Raw genomic sequence first — 15,957 nt, forward strand, 5'->3', positions numbered from 1 at the left:
CAGCCGATTGACGCACTAGAGAGGAGCAAATCATCATGCCATACGAACCGATAAGGCCGGAACGGTTAAAACAAATGTTAAACCAGCTTCGGGCAGCGATATATGAGCCGGTTGCCGAGTTGGAAGTGAAGGCATGGGTTACGCCCGAGCCCGTATCGTTCATGGATCGAATGACAGGTGTGCCAATGACGCTTGTCCACGGAGAACGATGGGGCAACCTGTGGGACTGTGCCTGGTTCCGATTTACCGGCAGCCTACCGGAAAATAGCCGCAAGGAAGACCACGTCCTTTTACTGGACATTAACGGTGAGTTGTGTCTGGTCGACCAGGAAGGATCGCCGGTCCAGGGATTGACTACCGTGAATTCGGAATTCGATTTTTCATTAGGACTCCCCGGCAAGCGTGTTGTCCGGCTTCATGACATGTACATGAGCGGATCTGACATTGAAGTATGGGCAGATGCAGGCAATAACGATCTCTTCGGCAAATACCAGGGAGGTACTTTGAAAGAGGCTGTCCTCGCAATCTGCCGGGAAGACATTCGAGGCCTCTATTACGATGTCGAAGTCCTCTTGGAAGCTGCCGAGCAGCTCCCTGCCGGAACCGCGCGTAAAGAGAGAATCTATCAGGCCCTCTATGACGTATCACTGAAGCTAACGGATTTCTCACCGGAGCAGGTCAATCAAGCGAAGAAGCAATTGGGTAAACAATTAAGCTTGCAGGGAGGCGATCCGGTCTTAACGATCAGCGCGGTGGGTCATGCGCATATCGATCTGGCCTGGTTGTGGCCCATCCGCGAAACGATCCGAAAAGGCGCCAGGACGTTCTCGACCGCGCTTCGCATGATGGAACGCTATCCGGAGTATGTATTCGGCGCAAGCCAGCCCCAGCTGTACGACTGGATGAAGCAGCATTATCCCGCGTTATATGAACAGATCAAGGAGCGGGTACGCGAAGGCAGATGGGAACCGCAGGGGGCCATGTGGGTGGAGTCGGATACCAATGTGCCGGGCGGCGAATCTCTGGTGCGCCAGATCCTGTATGGCAAGCGGTATTTTCAGCAGGAATTCGGTTTGGAGATGAAATCGCTCTGGATGCCGGATGTTTTCGGTTACTCCGCCAGCCTGCCGCAGCTGCTCAAGAAGTCGGGCGTGGATTACATGATGACCCAGAAGCTTTCCTGGAGCGAATATAACCGGCACCCTCACCATTCTTTTCTATGGGAAGGGATTGACGGCTCCGCCGTATTAACGCATATGCCGCCTGAAGATACGTACAACAGCCCGGCAGCCCCGCGTTCCATCGCCAAAGCGGAGCGGGAATATTTAGATAAAAATGTATCCAGTCATGCCCTGATGCTCTTCGGCATCGGGGACGGCGGCGGCGGTCCTGGTGAAGAGCATTTGGAGCGGCTTGCACGCGAGAAGAACCTGCTTGGTCTATCCCCCGTCATCCAGGAGCCCTCGTGGAAGTTCTTTGAGCGATTGAACGAAGAACGTGATTCATTCCAGACGTGGCGCGGTGAGCTGTATCTGGAAAAGCATCAAGGCACCCTGACCAGTCAGGCGCGAAGCAAGCGGTACAACCGGAAGATGGAGAAAGCGCTGCGTGAGCTGGAGTTTGCTTCCGTGCTGGCAGCCCGGTTAGGCAGGACATACCCGTCCGAGACGCTGGAGACGATCTGGAAAGAAGTTCTGCTGTATCAGTTCCACGACATTCTTCCGGGCTCTTCCATTAAGCGGGTGTACGATGAGTCGTTAGTACGGTATGAAGAGCTGCTATCAAACACGGAAGCAATGATTGCCGAGACCTATCGCTATCTGGCAGACCACATTTCATACAATGCCAAAGCTTCTCCCGGAACGGTCGTATTTAATTCGCTGCCTTGGGAACGCCGGGAGTGGCTGCGCGCGAATGGAAGATGGCATCACGTGTTGGTTCCATCGATGGGCTACACCGTCATATCGAGTGACGCCGATGCTGGAGCTGATGATGAAGTAGCGTCAGGCATTGAAATGCTTTTGGAAACACCGGAAGCGGAATTAGACGTTACAGCTTCCGAGCGAAGTCTGGAGAACGACAAACTGATCGTGAAGTTTGATCAAAACGGGGGCATTCTATCGATTCTGGATAAGGCGGAAGCTCGCGAAGTCATTCAGCAAGGCCGCTCAGGTAACGATCTTCGCGTGTACCATGACGAGGGGGATGCATGGGATTTCCGTCATGACTATTCGGCGAATCCGGGCAAGCCGTTAAACCTCCTCGCGATACAGAAGCTGCGGGACGGCCCGCGAATCGGGCTGGTCTTCGAGTACGCATATGGCGAATCTGCGCTGACGCAGACCGTTGTGCTGACGGAGGGCAGCCGGCGTATCGATTTCGAGACGTCCGTCGATTGGAGAGAGAACGGCAAGATGCTAAGAACCTCGTTCCCGGTCAATATACGTACGGATCAGGTTCATTGCGAGATCCAGTTCGGCAGCTTGAGCAGGCCGACCCACCGCAATACGATGTGGGATTTTGCGAAGGACGAGATTTGTGCCCATCAATGGGTTGACTTATCGGAGCCGGATTATGGGGTCGCGCTGCTCAATGATTGCAAATACGGCCATCGGGCGATCCATAACGTGCTGGATCTCCATTTGCTCCGCAGCAGCTCTTATCCGGATACGGATGCGGATCGTGCGGAGCACCGATTCACATATTCGTTATATCCGCACCAAGGGAACCATGTGCAAGCCGAAATCTATAGACGAGGCAATGAGCTGAACATCCCGCTTCGGGCGATTTCCTTGCCTTCCATGCCTGACCAAGCGACAGGAAAGCTCCCGCCATCCCAAGCATTTCTGCGGCCGGATCATCCGAATATCATGGTGGAATCGGTCAAGAAAGCCGAGGATGGCGACGACATCGTGGTTCGTCTGTATGAAACATCGGGAACACATGTTAGCACGACACTTCATTGTGGATTTGAAGCGGCCGAAGCCTGGACTACGGATCTGATGGAAAACATCCTTGCAGCGCTGCCGCTTGGCGAAGCATCCAACCAGATTACGCTATCCTTTACGCCATTTGAAATCCTTACGCTGCGTTTGAGATTACCGCTAGGATAACCCGGGGCGGCCCGTCCGCCCCACTGAAAGGAGAGGTGGGAATGTGAGCAAGTCACGATTAACCAACAACCGATTCATGAAACGAATCTGGCAGCACAAGCTCTTTTACTTGTTCATGCTGCCAGGCATCGTCTGGTTTTTTCTATTCTCTTATGTGCCCTTGTACGGAATTCAAGTTGCTTTCCGGGACTATACCTTCGTTGGCGGCTTCACCGGGAGTCCCTGGGCAGGATTCAAGTACTTTGAACAATTCTTCAATTACTATCAGTCCGGTGACATCATTCGCAACACGGTCATCATCAGTCTCATGAAGCTGCTGATCGGATTTCCGATGCCGATCATTCTTGCGCTCCTATTAAATGAAGTTCGGAAGATGAAATTCAAGAAGACGATTCAAACGCTTTCTTATTTACCTTATTTCGTATCCTGGATCGTGGTTGTCACGCTGATGCAGCGTTTACTGACTCCATATGGCGGTCCGGTCAATGACTTGCTGGGATCGTTTGGGGTCGAATCGATCCAGTTCCTGAACAATCCTACCTGGTTCTATCAGATGATTGTCGGGTCCGATATCTGGAAGAACATCGGCTGGAATTCGATTATCTTCATGGCCGCCATTGCGGGTATCGATCAGCAGCTCTACGAAGCTGCCAAGATCGATGGCGCAGGACGCTTCAAGCAGATGTGGCATGTGACACTTCCTGGTATCCGCAACGTGGCCATCATCTTATTTATTCTTGCCGTGGGAAATCTGATGAGCGCCGGGTATGAACAGCTCCTTCTCTTGAATGGTCCTGCGACTGCCAGTATGGGCAGCGTGCTGGACGTGCACGCCATCAATTCCGGTATCCGGGAAGGGCGTCTCAGTTACGCCGCTGCGGTCGGGCTATTCCAAAGCATTATCGGGCTCATCCTGGTTCTGACCGTCAATCGCATCGCCCGCAAAGTCAGTGATGTATCCCTGTTCTAAGGAGGTGACGTAATGAAACGTAAATGGTCTTTTTTCTCGATGTTCAATTACACCGTTCTCGCCATCATCGGATTCTCGATGATCTATCCGTTTATTTACATTTTGGCGTATTCCCTTAACGACGGGAAGGATTCGATGATGGGGGCGATCTATTTTTTGCCCCGTAAGTTCACGCTGGAGAATTACGCCCAGGTATTCGACAACGCCCGCATCTGGAAGGCGTACCAAATTACGCTCATGCGCACCGTGCTGGGTACATTCCTGCATGTTGTGCTGTGTACGCTCATGGCCTATGCGCTTTCCAAAAAGACATTGCCGGGCCGCTCCTTTTTCACCTTTTACATCTTTTTGCCAACGATTTTCAGTGCCGGGTTCATCCCGTTCTTCATCACGCTGCAAAAGCTGCATCTGATCAACAGCTTCTGGGTGTATGTGCTGCCGATGCTGTTCAATTTCATGCATATCGTCATCATCCGAACCTTCCTGCAAGGCATACCGGAGGAGTTGGAGGAGTCTGCCCGCATTGACGGGTACGGCGATTTTCAAATCTTCGTGCGGATTATACTGCCGCTATCGGGGCCGGTGCTTGCCACCATCTCCTTGTTCATCGGGGTGGCCCATTGGAATGATTGGTTCTCGGGTGCTTACTATGTATCCAACAAAGATTTGATACCGGTGCAGACCCTGTTACAAGAAATGCTGACGGAAGCTGAAGCGCTGTCGAATTCGATGCAGCGAGCCGCGCAGCAGGGCGGACAGACGATTGGCGGAACCAGCGGTGCTGGCGCGACGCCGGAATCGCTCCGGATGGCCTTGCTTGTCATTACGGTTTTCCCGATCTTGTGCATCTATCCGTTCCTGCAGCGATATTTCGTAAAGGGGGTTATGATCGGTTCAGTTAAAGGTTAGGTCATCCTGACCCGGAATTTGTCCAAAGCTTTACCAAGATCATTGATATCCATATTCCAGGAGGCGATTGGTTTGAAGAGGATTTGGTCGAAAGGCGTATCCGCATTGCTCGTGTCCATCATGGTTGGAGGTTTGCTGATCAGCTGCACGAATTCATCAGGGAACGGAGATAACGGAGAAGGGGTAGAAGGAGAGAATTCATACAAACTCAAAATACTACACAATTGGAATGGTTCCAACGGTTCTGATGCCATAACGCCCGTGGAGGAAGTCATTAAGGAGAAAACCGGCGTTACCCTCGAGTGGGAATATACGAAAGGCAGTGAGACGGAGAAGGTTAACCAGATCTTCGCCACGCAGGATTTGCCGGACATTTATACCGGGCCAGCCTGGGGCGGGGAATTGGATGGCATCATTAAGGCTGCCAAAGAGGGACAATTGGTGGATATATCGGACAAGCTGAAGGATTATCCGAACTTGTCCAAATCGATTGCGGAAGAAAATGTGCCGCCGGCATTATATGAGAAAGCGATAGACGCCTACGACGGCAAAAAATATTTGCTGCTGCAAAATCAGCCGGCCACGAACGAAGACGGCATGGATTGGCTTTATGGTTTCTATGTGCGCAAAGATATCGCCGAGAAAGTCGGCGTCGATCCGCAATCCGTTGTGACGAAGGAGGATTTCTACAACTTCCTCAAAAAAATCAAGGATGCCAATCTGCAGGAGAACGGCCAGCCGGTCTTTCCGCTGGGCGGTTTCAGTAACGGCTGGGCCGTTGGCATCGGCAACACCATGTTTTATTCCGGAGCGAGTTACGTCGACAAAGGCGACGGCACGGTTGAACATAACTTCTTCACTAAGGGCTACGAAGAATACACCCTGTTTTATCGTAAGCTCGTTGAAGAGGGACTGATGGATCCTGAAGCCTTCACCCAGACAGACCCGATTGCCAAGGAAAAAATCAATCAAGGCCGCATCGCCATCCTGGCCGCGCACTATCCGGCCATCCTGGATGCTTCCAAGGAGTATGTCTCTTCGCATCCGGGCAGCGACTACATTCCTCTCGGCCCGTTGGAGCGCGCTGACGTTGAGCCGGACAGGCCTGTCGATCTGGGGATTCAGGGAAATAACGTAACGGCGATCACGAAGAACTGCAAAGGCGCTTGCGTTGACGCTGCATTGAAGTTCCTGGATTTCATGGCTTCCGATGAAGGCTTTATGCTGGCCCGGTACGGGGTGCAGGGCGTTCATTGGGATATGAAGGACGGCAAGCCTGTCGCCAATCAGGAATGGTTTGACAAATTCAGCACGGACACCAACATGAAGCTGCGGAAGAACGAAGGCATCAGCATTGGTCTGGAATCGCTGACAGGCCTTGACCGCATCAATTCCGCTGCTGGAGGGGACATCTGGGCGGAACAAGAAAGGCTTGAAGCGATGGAGAACGCTCGCAAAATCCTCCGTCCGAACGGCATTCACGTAATTACTGCTTATAACCCGGGTGATGTTATCACGAAGGCGCCGGAATGGGAAATGCTGAAGCCATCGATGGATCGTATAGGAGATGCGTGGAAGGAAGCGGTATTTGCCAAATCGGATGAAGCGGCGATGAGCATTATCAATGAACTACGGGAACAGCTCCGCAAAACCGGATATGAGAAAGCGATGCAGTTCACGAACGAAAATCTGAAGGGGAAAGACGTGGTAACCGTTCAGATGCCGAACTGATGACTTCCATCGTCAAGGGAGCCCGGTAAAACGAAAGGCTTCGCAGCACCTTGGCCATCAAGGGGGCGGAGCCTTTTGCTGCTCTCCATGGTTTTTGTTTCCCCATCACAAGGATATAGAAGGCATTATCAAGAATAAACAAGACATGAAGGAGTTGATGTCAGATGACAACGAAATTCAGACCTCCATCCGTACCGCTGGTCACCGTAGATCCTTACTTCAGCGTATGGTCCGCTGCGGATCATCTCTACGATGATCATACCCGGCATTGGACGAACAAGATTCAAGGTATGGTCGGCCTTGCGATCATTGATGGCTTGCCCAGACGATTTATGGGGAAGGTAGCAGCAGCGGATTCAGCAGAGCATCCCGAGCTTGAAGTTCTTCAGCAAACCGATTTGACGGTTGAGCCGGTAACTACCCGTTATACGTTCCAAGGGGAAGGCATTGAGCTTCAAGTTGAGTTCACCACGCCTTTATTACTGAATGATCTTGATCTGTTGTCCCGGCCCGTAACGTATGTGACAGTTCAGGTTCGTTCGATGGATGGGCGTGAACATGATGTAAAGCTCTACTTCGATGTTACAGGCGAATGGTGCGTAAATACACCGGATCAGCAAGTGACCTGGGAGCATCGCGTTATCGATGGACAATTGAATATGATGGCGATGGGTACTGTCGAACAGCCGATCCTGCAGCTTGCCGGAGATGATACCCGAATCGATTGGGGGTATATGGTGCTGGCGGTTCCCCGTACGGAACGTATCCAGACGGTGATTCATTCTGTGTCAAGCCGTGAGTTATATGTACGAACCGGTCAATTACCTCCGGAAGATGCTCAGCAGAAGCCGCGGGCCGTATCCAATCATACCCCCGTTATGGCAGCCGAAATGGATCTGGGCCCAGTACGGGATGAATGGGTATCTGAGTATCTGATGCTTGCGTATGATGATATTCATGCCATCGAATATTTTAACCAGCCGCTGGATGCTTACTGGAAGCGAAACGGATTGACGTTCCATGACATGCTGTTACAATCCGCCGCCCAATATGAAGTCATCATGCAGCAATGTGAGAGCTTCAATCGCGAGCTGATGGCAGAGAGCCTTGCCGCAGGCGGTGAAAAATACCGGGATATCCTGGCCTTGACGTATCGACAGGCGGTAGCTGCGCATAAATTGGTTGCCGATGAAGCTGGACATGTGCTGTTTTTTTCCAAGGAGAATTTCAGCAACGGATGCATCGCTACGGTCGATGTCAGTTATCCGTCGATTCCATTGTTCCTGAGATACAATCCTGAACTGGTCAAGGGGATGATGCGCCCGATTTATAAGTATGCCATGAGCCCAGATTGGCCGTTCGATTTTGCACCTCATGACGTGGGAACATACCCCAGAGCCAACGGGCAGGTGTATGGCGAGAACAAGCTGGAATACCAGATGCCGATCGAAGAATGCGGGAATATGCTCCTAATGGCTGCCGCGGTATGCAAATATGAAGGGAATACGGATTTTGCCCGGGAGCACTGGGAACCTCTTACTTCTTGGGCGGGATATCTACTGCAGCATGGACTCGATCCGGATAATCAGCTCTGCACGGATGATTTTGCCGGACATTTGGCGCATAATGCGAATTTGTCCATTAAAGCGATCTTGGGCATTGCCGCGTATTCGTACATGTGCGACCTGCTGGGCTCACAGGAAGGGGCCTCTTATCTTGCAGCCGCTCGGAATATGGCGAATGAGTGGATATCCATGGCCGATGCAGGTGATCATTATAAGCTTACGTTCGACAGCGCAAACGATACCTGGAGCATGAAATACAATCTGGTATGGGATCGCCTGTTGGAATTAAACCTGTTTCCAAAAGAAGTTGCTGCCCAAGAGCTGGACTATTATAAGTTGAAACAGAATCGTTACGGCCTTCCGCTGGATAGCCGCGATACGTATACAAAAGCAGATTGGCTGGTATGGTGTGCCTCCATGAGTGCCAAGCAATCCCAGTTTGAAGCCATGATTGCGCCCTTATGGGATTTCATGAATGAAACCTCCGCTCGCGTTCCGGTGACCGATTGGTATGACACGCTAAGCGGCAAACAGATGAACTTCCAGAATCGCTCCGTTGTCGGTGGGTTTTTCATCCAGTTGCTTATGTCCCGGTCTGAATGAAATCTGTGATAAGACAGGTGATGCATGTTGAATAACGTTAATGTTCAGGCAGAAATAGCCCACAAGGATCTAATGCAACTGAAGCAGCAATTCGAGAATCCGGATGCCACGTATCGCCCGCAGCCGTTCTGGTTCCTGAATCATGAGCTCACGAAGCCGGAGCTGGAAAGCCAGATCCAATCGATGTATGAAGCGGGTGTTGGCGGTGTTGTTCTGCATGCGCGCCATGGGATGCAAACCTCTTACCTGTCGCCGGCATTCATGGAAGCGTTGGAGTTTTGTACCCTAGAGTGCAAGAAACGTAATATGGTCGTCTGGCTGTACGATGAGGACAATTGGCCAAGCGGAACGCTGGGCGGCAAACTAACACGTCAGCATCCGGAGTATCGCATGCGTTACTTAAGGGTTGAAGAGCAAAGATATATGCATGACGCACAGCAACAAGGATTGAAGCTGGATTTTGCGCGTTATGATCACAATGAGCTTATTGCCATTCTGGCTTATCGCGCTGCCATGCAGGACGGGGAATGGCTGCTCTGTGATGAACCGGAGGATCTTACGCATGTATGGGGTAGGGAATGGACGCCGACTACGGAGGATCCTTATATCGTGCTGGCCTGCTGGTCCTGCGAGATCGCGGAAGGGATCACGTTTGCCAATGGGTACTACTTGGATACGTTAAATCCGGAAGCCGTTCAGGCTTTCATCCGAATGTCCTATGATCCGTTTCAGTCCTTGCAGGAACACTTCGGCACAACGATTCAGGGCGTTTTCACCGACGAACCCGGGCTAATGATCCACGATGGTTTCTTTGGGGTAGAAGCGATCCGGACGGCGGTTCACGATGTAGGCGCTACCCTGCCGGGTATGGTCTTCGCTTGGACGGAAGGAATGGCGGAGCGATATCAGCAAGAGAACGGCTATGATCTCATCCCGCGGTTAGGTGCCTTGTTATATAACATGGCTGATGGCAGCCGGTCAACGAAACAGCAATATTATGATACGATAACACGCTGGTATGTTGAGGGCTATCATCTTGCGATTCGTTCATGGTGTGAGCGGCATGGACTGCTCTACATCGGTCATACGCTCGAAGAGCCGGTCTGGGGTCAGGCTAGATCGCAAGGCAATCAGACCCGGGTGCTGCAGCAGTTTCACTACGCTGGCGTGGATTATTTAACCCCCGGTATCGGCACGAAGGAGAATCCGCATCGGATCGTGTCAGTGAAGACGGCAGCTTCCGTCGCTCAGCTGAACAGCAAGGAACGGGTGATCTGCGAATCGTTTGGCGCAAGCGGTCACGGCTATTCCATGCGAGAGCGGCGACTGGATGCCAATTTCATGGCATTCCTGGGCGTTAACCTCTTCATCCCGCATGCGTTCTATTACTCGTTTGCCGGGTATCGGAAGACCGATTTCCCGCCGACGGAATTCAAGCATGCGCCTCACTGGCCGCATTATCGTGCTTTTGCCGACTATCTCGGTCGACTGAGTCTGCTTGGCGCGAGCGGTAAACGAACACCGGAGGTTCTTCTGCTGTCACCTATCCATACGGTATACGAAAATATGTTCGTATCCGGTCAATCGAATAAACATCCCGCTTCCGATGCTCTATTCTCACTCCTGTCGGATCGGATGCTTCGCAGATCCATTGATTACGACTATGTAGACGAATCTCAGCTTCGCGAAGCCAGCCTTATGGATGGAGAAGGGGTGCGATTTTACGGGGATGGGAACATATATTCGGTTATGATTATGCCGGAGATTGAGGTCATGTCGAGGGACATTGCCGCACAGCTCGTTTCGTATGTTAAGCAAGGCGGTACTCTTATTGCCGTAGGAGCGATACCGCGGCATAGCGAGTGCTTGCATCATGATCCGGAACTGGCGAAGCATATGCATGCGCTGTTTGGTTCGACTCCGCAGCATAATGAATTACGATCCATCGGCAAGGGGTATACTCTGTTTTATTCCCTGGAGAACTTGCCACTTGTTGATCCGATTGATTCATTGTGTGAACGTGTAAGCGGGTTATTAAGGAAAAGTCCTGTTTTACGATGGAAGTTGACCGAAGGACAACATGAGGATTTGATTAGTCTGGAACGTGTGTTCGGGGACCGGGTATATGTGTGGCTGATGAACTGGTCGGAGAATCCCGTTTCCATGAAGCTTGGTGCAATTGAGGCGAAGTACCGAATCGAAGAATGGGCTTGGAAAGCGGAGAAATACGCCAGTTAGCCAGCGATTCCGTTCTAACCTATGCACCTGGAGAGCTGCGAGTGCTCTCGGTTGTACCTGAGGAGAGCCCAAATGGTTCAATAGAACAAATGTTCGATATAGAGCGAGAAGCCGGCGATGTAATCCTTCTTGATAATCTATGGCGTTTCCAGACACTCGAACCTAATGTTTTATTACTGGATCAATGGCAGGTCACGCTGAATGACCGACAGTCCAGGATGAACGCTACGATGCCTGGGCAAGTGAACACGTATCGTACAACGTTTACCATGACGCAGGAATTGATCGAACGCTTGCAATCACCGAGCGGTAGGGGGCTTCCAGATCAATCTAATAACAACTCATCACCGAAGATCGAGTTCATTCTGGACGATGTGGAGCAGAAAATCCCTTCCCATATCGGTTTCCTGCAGCGCCGGCGCAACCTTGAAATCTTCGTGAATGGCGTAAGACAGAATGCGCTGCAGCCCTCTACTTGGCAGGATCAACACTATGCTAGCGTGGATATCACGCCGCATTTGTTAGCGGGCGAGAACGAACTTGAGATTCTGACGGTTTCATTGCTGGAGCCGATGCCGGCCATTTCATTTCCTGCATTTTTGATCGGACCCTTTGTTATAGAAGATCGGATGAGGCTAAACGCGAGTCCGGAACATATGTTTGGTTGTTGGGCTACAGCCGGCTATCCTTATTATGCGGGAGCGGGAGAATATTCACAGCAAGTGGATCTGACCCAAGTTAGCTTGGCTCCAGATGAGGAATTATGGCTGGAGGCTGAAGATATAAGGGAGACAGCTTCTTTATATGTGAATGATATGGAGGTAGGGATTCGATTGTGGCCTCCTTATCACTGGGACATCACGCCATATGTTGAGCAGGGGAGCAATTGGATTACCATCCGGGCAGCCAATACGCTGGAGAACTTATATGGAAAGACTGCATTGCCTTCCGGGATGAATGGAAGGGTGAAGCTGGTGCGTCGAACTTTGTCTAAAAGATTGTAATCTTAAATGGATAGCTTTGAAAATGACTGCAGCCGAGGTTAGGTTGTAGTCATTCTTTTTAAAAGGTTTACATAATATTTAATATGTAATCTTAAAGATTTGAAGAAAAGAAAATGGCGTATTCCGAGTTTGATAGGTGATATTTTTTCATAGAGACATATTGAATAGGGAGCTTCATTCTTACACAATCAACGATTTACGATAACATTCTCTTCATCATGGAGGCTTACACTTAAGAAGTTTGACGAACGATATCAATTTGGAGGTGCCATGAAGTGCAGCTAAAGAAGAAAACCATCATGGTTTTGGCGCTCAGCTTGTCCATTTTTTCGCAAGGCATGATCGTTCATGCAAAGGAAGATGGGGCTAGGATTAGGCCGGAAGGAAGCGGCAAATGGATGACAGGGGAGTATCACTCGCATACGTATCAATCCGATGATGCCAGCCAATCCCTGCAGGAACTGCTGGACAACGGATTCCAGAAATATGGCTTGGATTGGATCGCGGTCTCCGACCATCTTAGAGTTTCTAAACGGGACGACGAGGGAAATCCTCTTGCCGGCGGATCTATTCCGTTCTCCATGGGAATGGCTCAATACCAGATTCCCAAGATTCAGCAGCTTCAGGAAGCAGGGAAATACAAGAACAAGATTATCTTCTCAGGCTTTGAGTGGGACATGCCTACATATGAACATGTGGGAATCGGTATTATATCAGGTAAATACGGTTCAGAATCGAGCCTCAAGGCAGCCCGTCAGTTCGAGTATCTGTTCACCGATCGGGATGAAGCGATGTTCGATCCCAAAGACGTAGCCGATTGGAATAAACAAGACAGCCGGGCCTATACGACTCCCGAAGATGCCCGAGCAGCACTGGCATGGCTTCAGAAAAGCTATGGAAACCGCAGTTATGCATTGCTCAACCATCCTTCCAGAAAAACCGTGTACACCATCGCGGATATCCGGGATTTCAACAATATTGCGCCAAACGTGGTGTTCGGAATGGAAGGCATGCCGGGGAATCAGATGGAGCCTGACCGCGGCGGACTAAACTTAACCACGCCGGAAAACAGAACGTACGGCGGCGCTGATTACATGATTGCCAAGGTTGGCGGCGTATGGGATGCGCTGCTTGGCGAAGGACGCGAATTTTGGAACTTTGCGAACTCGGATTCTCATTTTGAGATCAGTGAAAACCGTTTGTACTCCAGTGGATATTGGCCCGGGCAATACGCTAAAAATTACACTTGGGTGAATGGGGACGACATGCAAAGCGTACTTAACGGTATGCGTTCGGGTAAATCGTTCTCCGTCTACGGCGATTTAATTAACGCGCTGGATTATCGCGTTCGTCACGGGAACAAGCAGGCCGAAATGGGGAGTAACCTGCAAGTGAAGAAAGGGAACCCGATTGAAATTACGATCCGATTCAAAAGTCCGAGTAAAAATAACAACGGTGATCCTGTAACCGTAGATCATGTCGATTTGATCTCAGGCGACGTAACAGGTAAAGCGCAGCCAGGTACGGCGGCTTACAGCAGGAGCACTAACGATTCGACGAAAGTGGTTAAACGGTTTACGAGCAAGGATTGGAAGACCGATCGGGATGGATACAACGTCATCACTTATCGGACGACCGCAACGAAGGATCAATACTTCCGTTTAAGAGGGACTAATCTTGGCGTGAATGTTGCTGGAGAAACCAGCAATGGCGACCCACTCATAGATCCGAAAACGGACATCGAAGACAATGAGCAGCGGTTTGCGGAAATTAATAAACGAAACTACATCGACCTGTGGTTTTATTCTAATCCGATCTTTGTCAGCGTTGGCGACAAGCCGGTTAAAGGCCCTAACAAACAGAGAAAGCATCAGTAGGATGCGAATCGCACTCGATTTATTTAGAAGACTGCCGGTGGTTCGGTAGTCTTTTTGTTTTTTTACACGAAGTATAATGATGCATTTCGTAATATAGCTGATGAGAAGTTGGTTGTATTTTGCTGCATATCCTATCATTTAATTGTGCAAATTTAACGAAGGGTATAGGCTGTTAAGGAGAGGAGAGATGATATGTTTACGATCGGTGAAATATCCAAGCTTTTTCAGATCGATATCCGCACCCTCCGGTATTACGACGATATTGATTTATTTAAACCGGCAACCGTGGATCATCTGACAAATTACCGTTATTATTCGGTCGATCAATTCGAGCAGCTGAATACCATTCTGTATCTCAAGGCGCTTGGCATCCCTTTAAAGGACATTAAGCTTTTTCTGGATGATCGGGAGATTGACCATATACTAACCCTGCTCAAGGAGCAGCAGCTCAGAACCGAAGAGAAAATTGAGGAATATCAAAGAATCCGGGCGAAGATCAAAAGCCGAATTGAGCAGATCGAAGATGCCTCGAATAAGGAAGAGCTCTACAAAATTCGGGAAGTCGAGTTTCCCGAGAGAGTGATGGTTTTGCTCAAACAGAACATACATAAAAGCGACAATCTGGATATGCCGATCCGATTATTGGAGAACAGCACCAAAATGAAGTCCACCATTTTCCTTGGCAAAGTAGGATTATCGATCTCGATTAATCGTTTAATGCAAAGTAAATTTGATGAATATGACTCCATTTTTGTCATTGTAGAGCAGGAAAGTGCGCGCAGCAGCACTGAGGTCGAAGAGAAGATATGGCCCCAAGGCACTTATATTACGATTCGGTTTGCCGGGACACACGAAGATGCAGCGCCTCATTATAGAATGCTCCTGGATTATATCGAGGGAAAAGGATACAGCCTGATCGAGGATGCGTTGGAGATCACATACATTGATTACGGGCTTACCGGTGATCCCTCTCAATTCGTAACCGAAATTCAAATGCTTGCTAAATAAACGATTGACCCTCCAGCTGCTGGAGGGTTTATTCTTTGTATCAAAACATATTTAGTAGGAGAGAACGACTGTGATTGGAACCATTGTAAACGTAACAACCATTGTTGTAGGCAGCACGATTGGAAATGTATTTAAGAAGGGGATGAGCGAAACCTATCAGGACATCCTGATGCAGGCGATGGGTTTGGCCGTCATGGCACTTGGTGTGAATTCAATCGTGAAGTATATGCCGGATAGCCAATATCCCGTTTTATTCATTATAAGTCTTGCCATAGGCGGTCTGATCGGGGAGAAGCTGAACCTGGAGCAGGGATTTAAAAAAGCGGTGTCGAGGTTCACCAAGGGTAATTTGGCTGAAGGATTAACAACGGCCATTCTGTTGTTCTGTATGGGAACATTGTCCATTATCGGACCGATCGAGAGCGCTTTGAATAATAATCATACCTATCTGTTCACCAATGCCATTCTGGATGGCGTGACGTCCATCGTACTGGCTTCAACCTTCGGCATTGGCATTGTTCTATCAGCCGTGGCCACATTTTGTTGGCAAGGGTTATTGTACGTGATGGCCGGCGCAGCCTCTGGCTTTATTACAACGGAGCTGTTAACCGAAATATCCATCATTGGCGCCATATTAATTTTTGCTTCAGGCTTAAACATTTTGGGTATACGGAATTTCAAAACCATGAATCTCACGCCATCGCTGTTGATCCCGGTCGTATTCATTACGCTTAAAAACCTGCTCGGTTTTTAATACGAAACCCGGATTCAGCCTTATCTTCATTTCAAGGATAGCCCGCCTACAGATGGCGGTTTTTTTTGCTGTTCTTCCATACCACGCTCGCGGAATGAACCATTGTTTACCTTGGTGCATAAGTTTTGTGACAATTTCAATAATATAGGAGAACCGACAGCAACGAAGAATTGGACTAGGTGGAT

10 protein-coding genes are annotated in these 15,957 nt (G+C 49.9%); all 10 read left to right on the forward strand.

The genetic code is table 11. The features are described from left to right. Positions 1 to 35: 35 nt before the first annotated feature. The 10 genes from ACPV3A_RS28120 (at position 36) to ACPV3A_RS28165 (ending at position 15,772) form a co-directional block, all read left to right on the forward strand. Entirely contained in the window at positions 36 to 3,113 is a 3,078-nt protein-coding gene (locus ACPV3A_RS28120) for an alpha-mannosidase (protein WP_426202731.1), read from the forward strand. Positions 3,114 to 3,156: 43 nt separating this feature from the next. Next, positions 3,157 to 4,083 (forward strand): ABC transporter permease, encoded by a 927-nt coding sequence (locus ACPV3A_RS28125; protein WP_113059944.1) that lies wholly within the window; start codon positions 3,157 to 3,159, stop codon positions 4,081 to 4,083. Between the two features lie 12 nt (positions 4,084 to 4,095). Continuing rightward, the gene (locus ACPV3A_RS28130; protein WP_071220677.1) at positions 4,096 to 4,992 is read left to right on the forward strand and encodes a carbohydrate ABC transporter permease; all 897 of its coding nucleotides are present in this window, start codon (positions 4,096 to 4,098) and stop codon (positions 4,990 to 4,992) included. A 72-nt stretch (positions 4,993 to 5,064) separates the two neighbouring features. After that, the gene (locus ACPV3A_RS28135) at positions 5,065 to 6,723 is read left to right on the forward strand and encodes an extracellular solute-binding protein (protein ID WP_426202733.1); all 1,659 of its coding nucleotides are present in this window, start codon (positions 5,065 to 5,067) and stop codon (positions 6,721 to 6,723) included. Between the two features lie 164 nt (positions 6,724 to 6,887). After that, a complete protein-coding gene (locus ACPV3A_RS28140) occupies positions 6,888 to 8,891 on the forward strand; it encodes a glutaminase domain-containing protein (RefSeq protein ID WP_426202735.1) in 2,004 nt (667 codons plus the stop codon). A 27-nt stretch (positions 8,892 to 8,918) separates the two neighbouring features. Beyond that, a complete protein-coding gene (locus tag ACPV3A_RS28145) occupies positions 8,919 to 11,129 on the forward strand; it encodes a glycosyl hydrolase (RefSeq protein WP_426202737.1) in 2,211 nt (736 codons plus the stop codon). After that, positions 11,102 to 12,133: a hypothetical protein gene (locus ACPV3A_RS28150; RefSeq protein ID WP_426202738.1), complete on the forward strand. Its 1,032-nt coding sequence runs from the start codon at positions 11,102 to 11,104 to the stop codon at positions 12,131 to 12,133. Before ACPV3A_RS28145 ends, ACPV3A_RS28150 begins: the two co-directional genes overlap by 28 nt. Positions 12,134 to 12,408: 275 nt before the next feature. After that, positions 12,409 to 14,010 carry an S-layer protein gene (locus tag ACPV3A_RS28155; protein ID WP_194542583.1) on the forward strand — a complete coding sequence of 534 codons (1,602 nt, stop codon included), beginning with the start codon at positions 12,409 to 12,411 and terminating at the stop codon, positions 14,008 to 14,010. A 192-nt stretch (positions 14,011 to 14,202) separates the two neighbouring features. Continuing rightward, a complete protein-coding gene (locus ACPV3A_RS28160) occupies positions 14,203 to 15,018 on the forward strand; it encodes a MerR family transcriptional regulator (protein ID WP_426202740.1) in 816 nt (271 codons plus the stop codon). A 70-nt stretch (positions 15,019 to 15,088) separates the two neighbouring features. Next, positions 15,089 to 15,772, forward strand: coding sequence for a DUF554 domain-containing protein (locus ACPV3A_RS28165; protein WP_339224016.1), 684 nt, complete (start codon positions 15,089 to 15,091; stop codon positions 15,770 to 15,772). Positions 15,773 to 15,957: the final 185 nt, after the last annotated feature.

This window comes from Paenibacillus sp. Dod16 (assembly GCF_049893405.1).
Taxonomy (GTDB): domain Bacteria; phylum Bacillota; class Bacilli; order Paenibacillales; family Paenibacillaceae; genus Paenibacillus_AQ.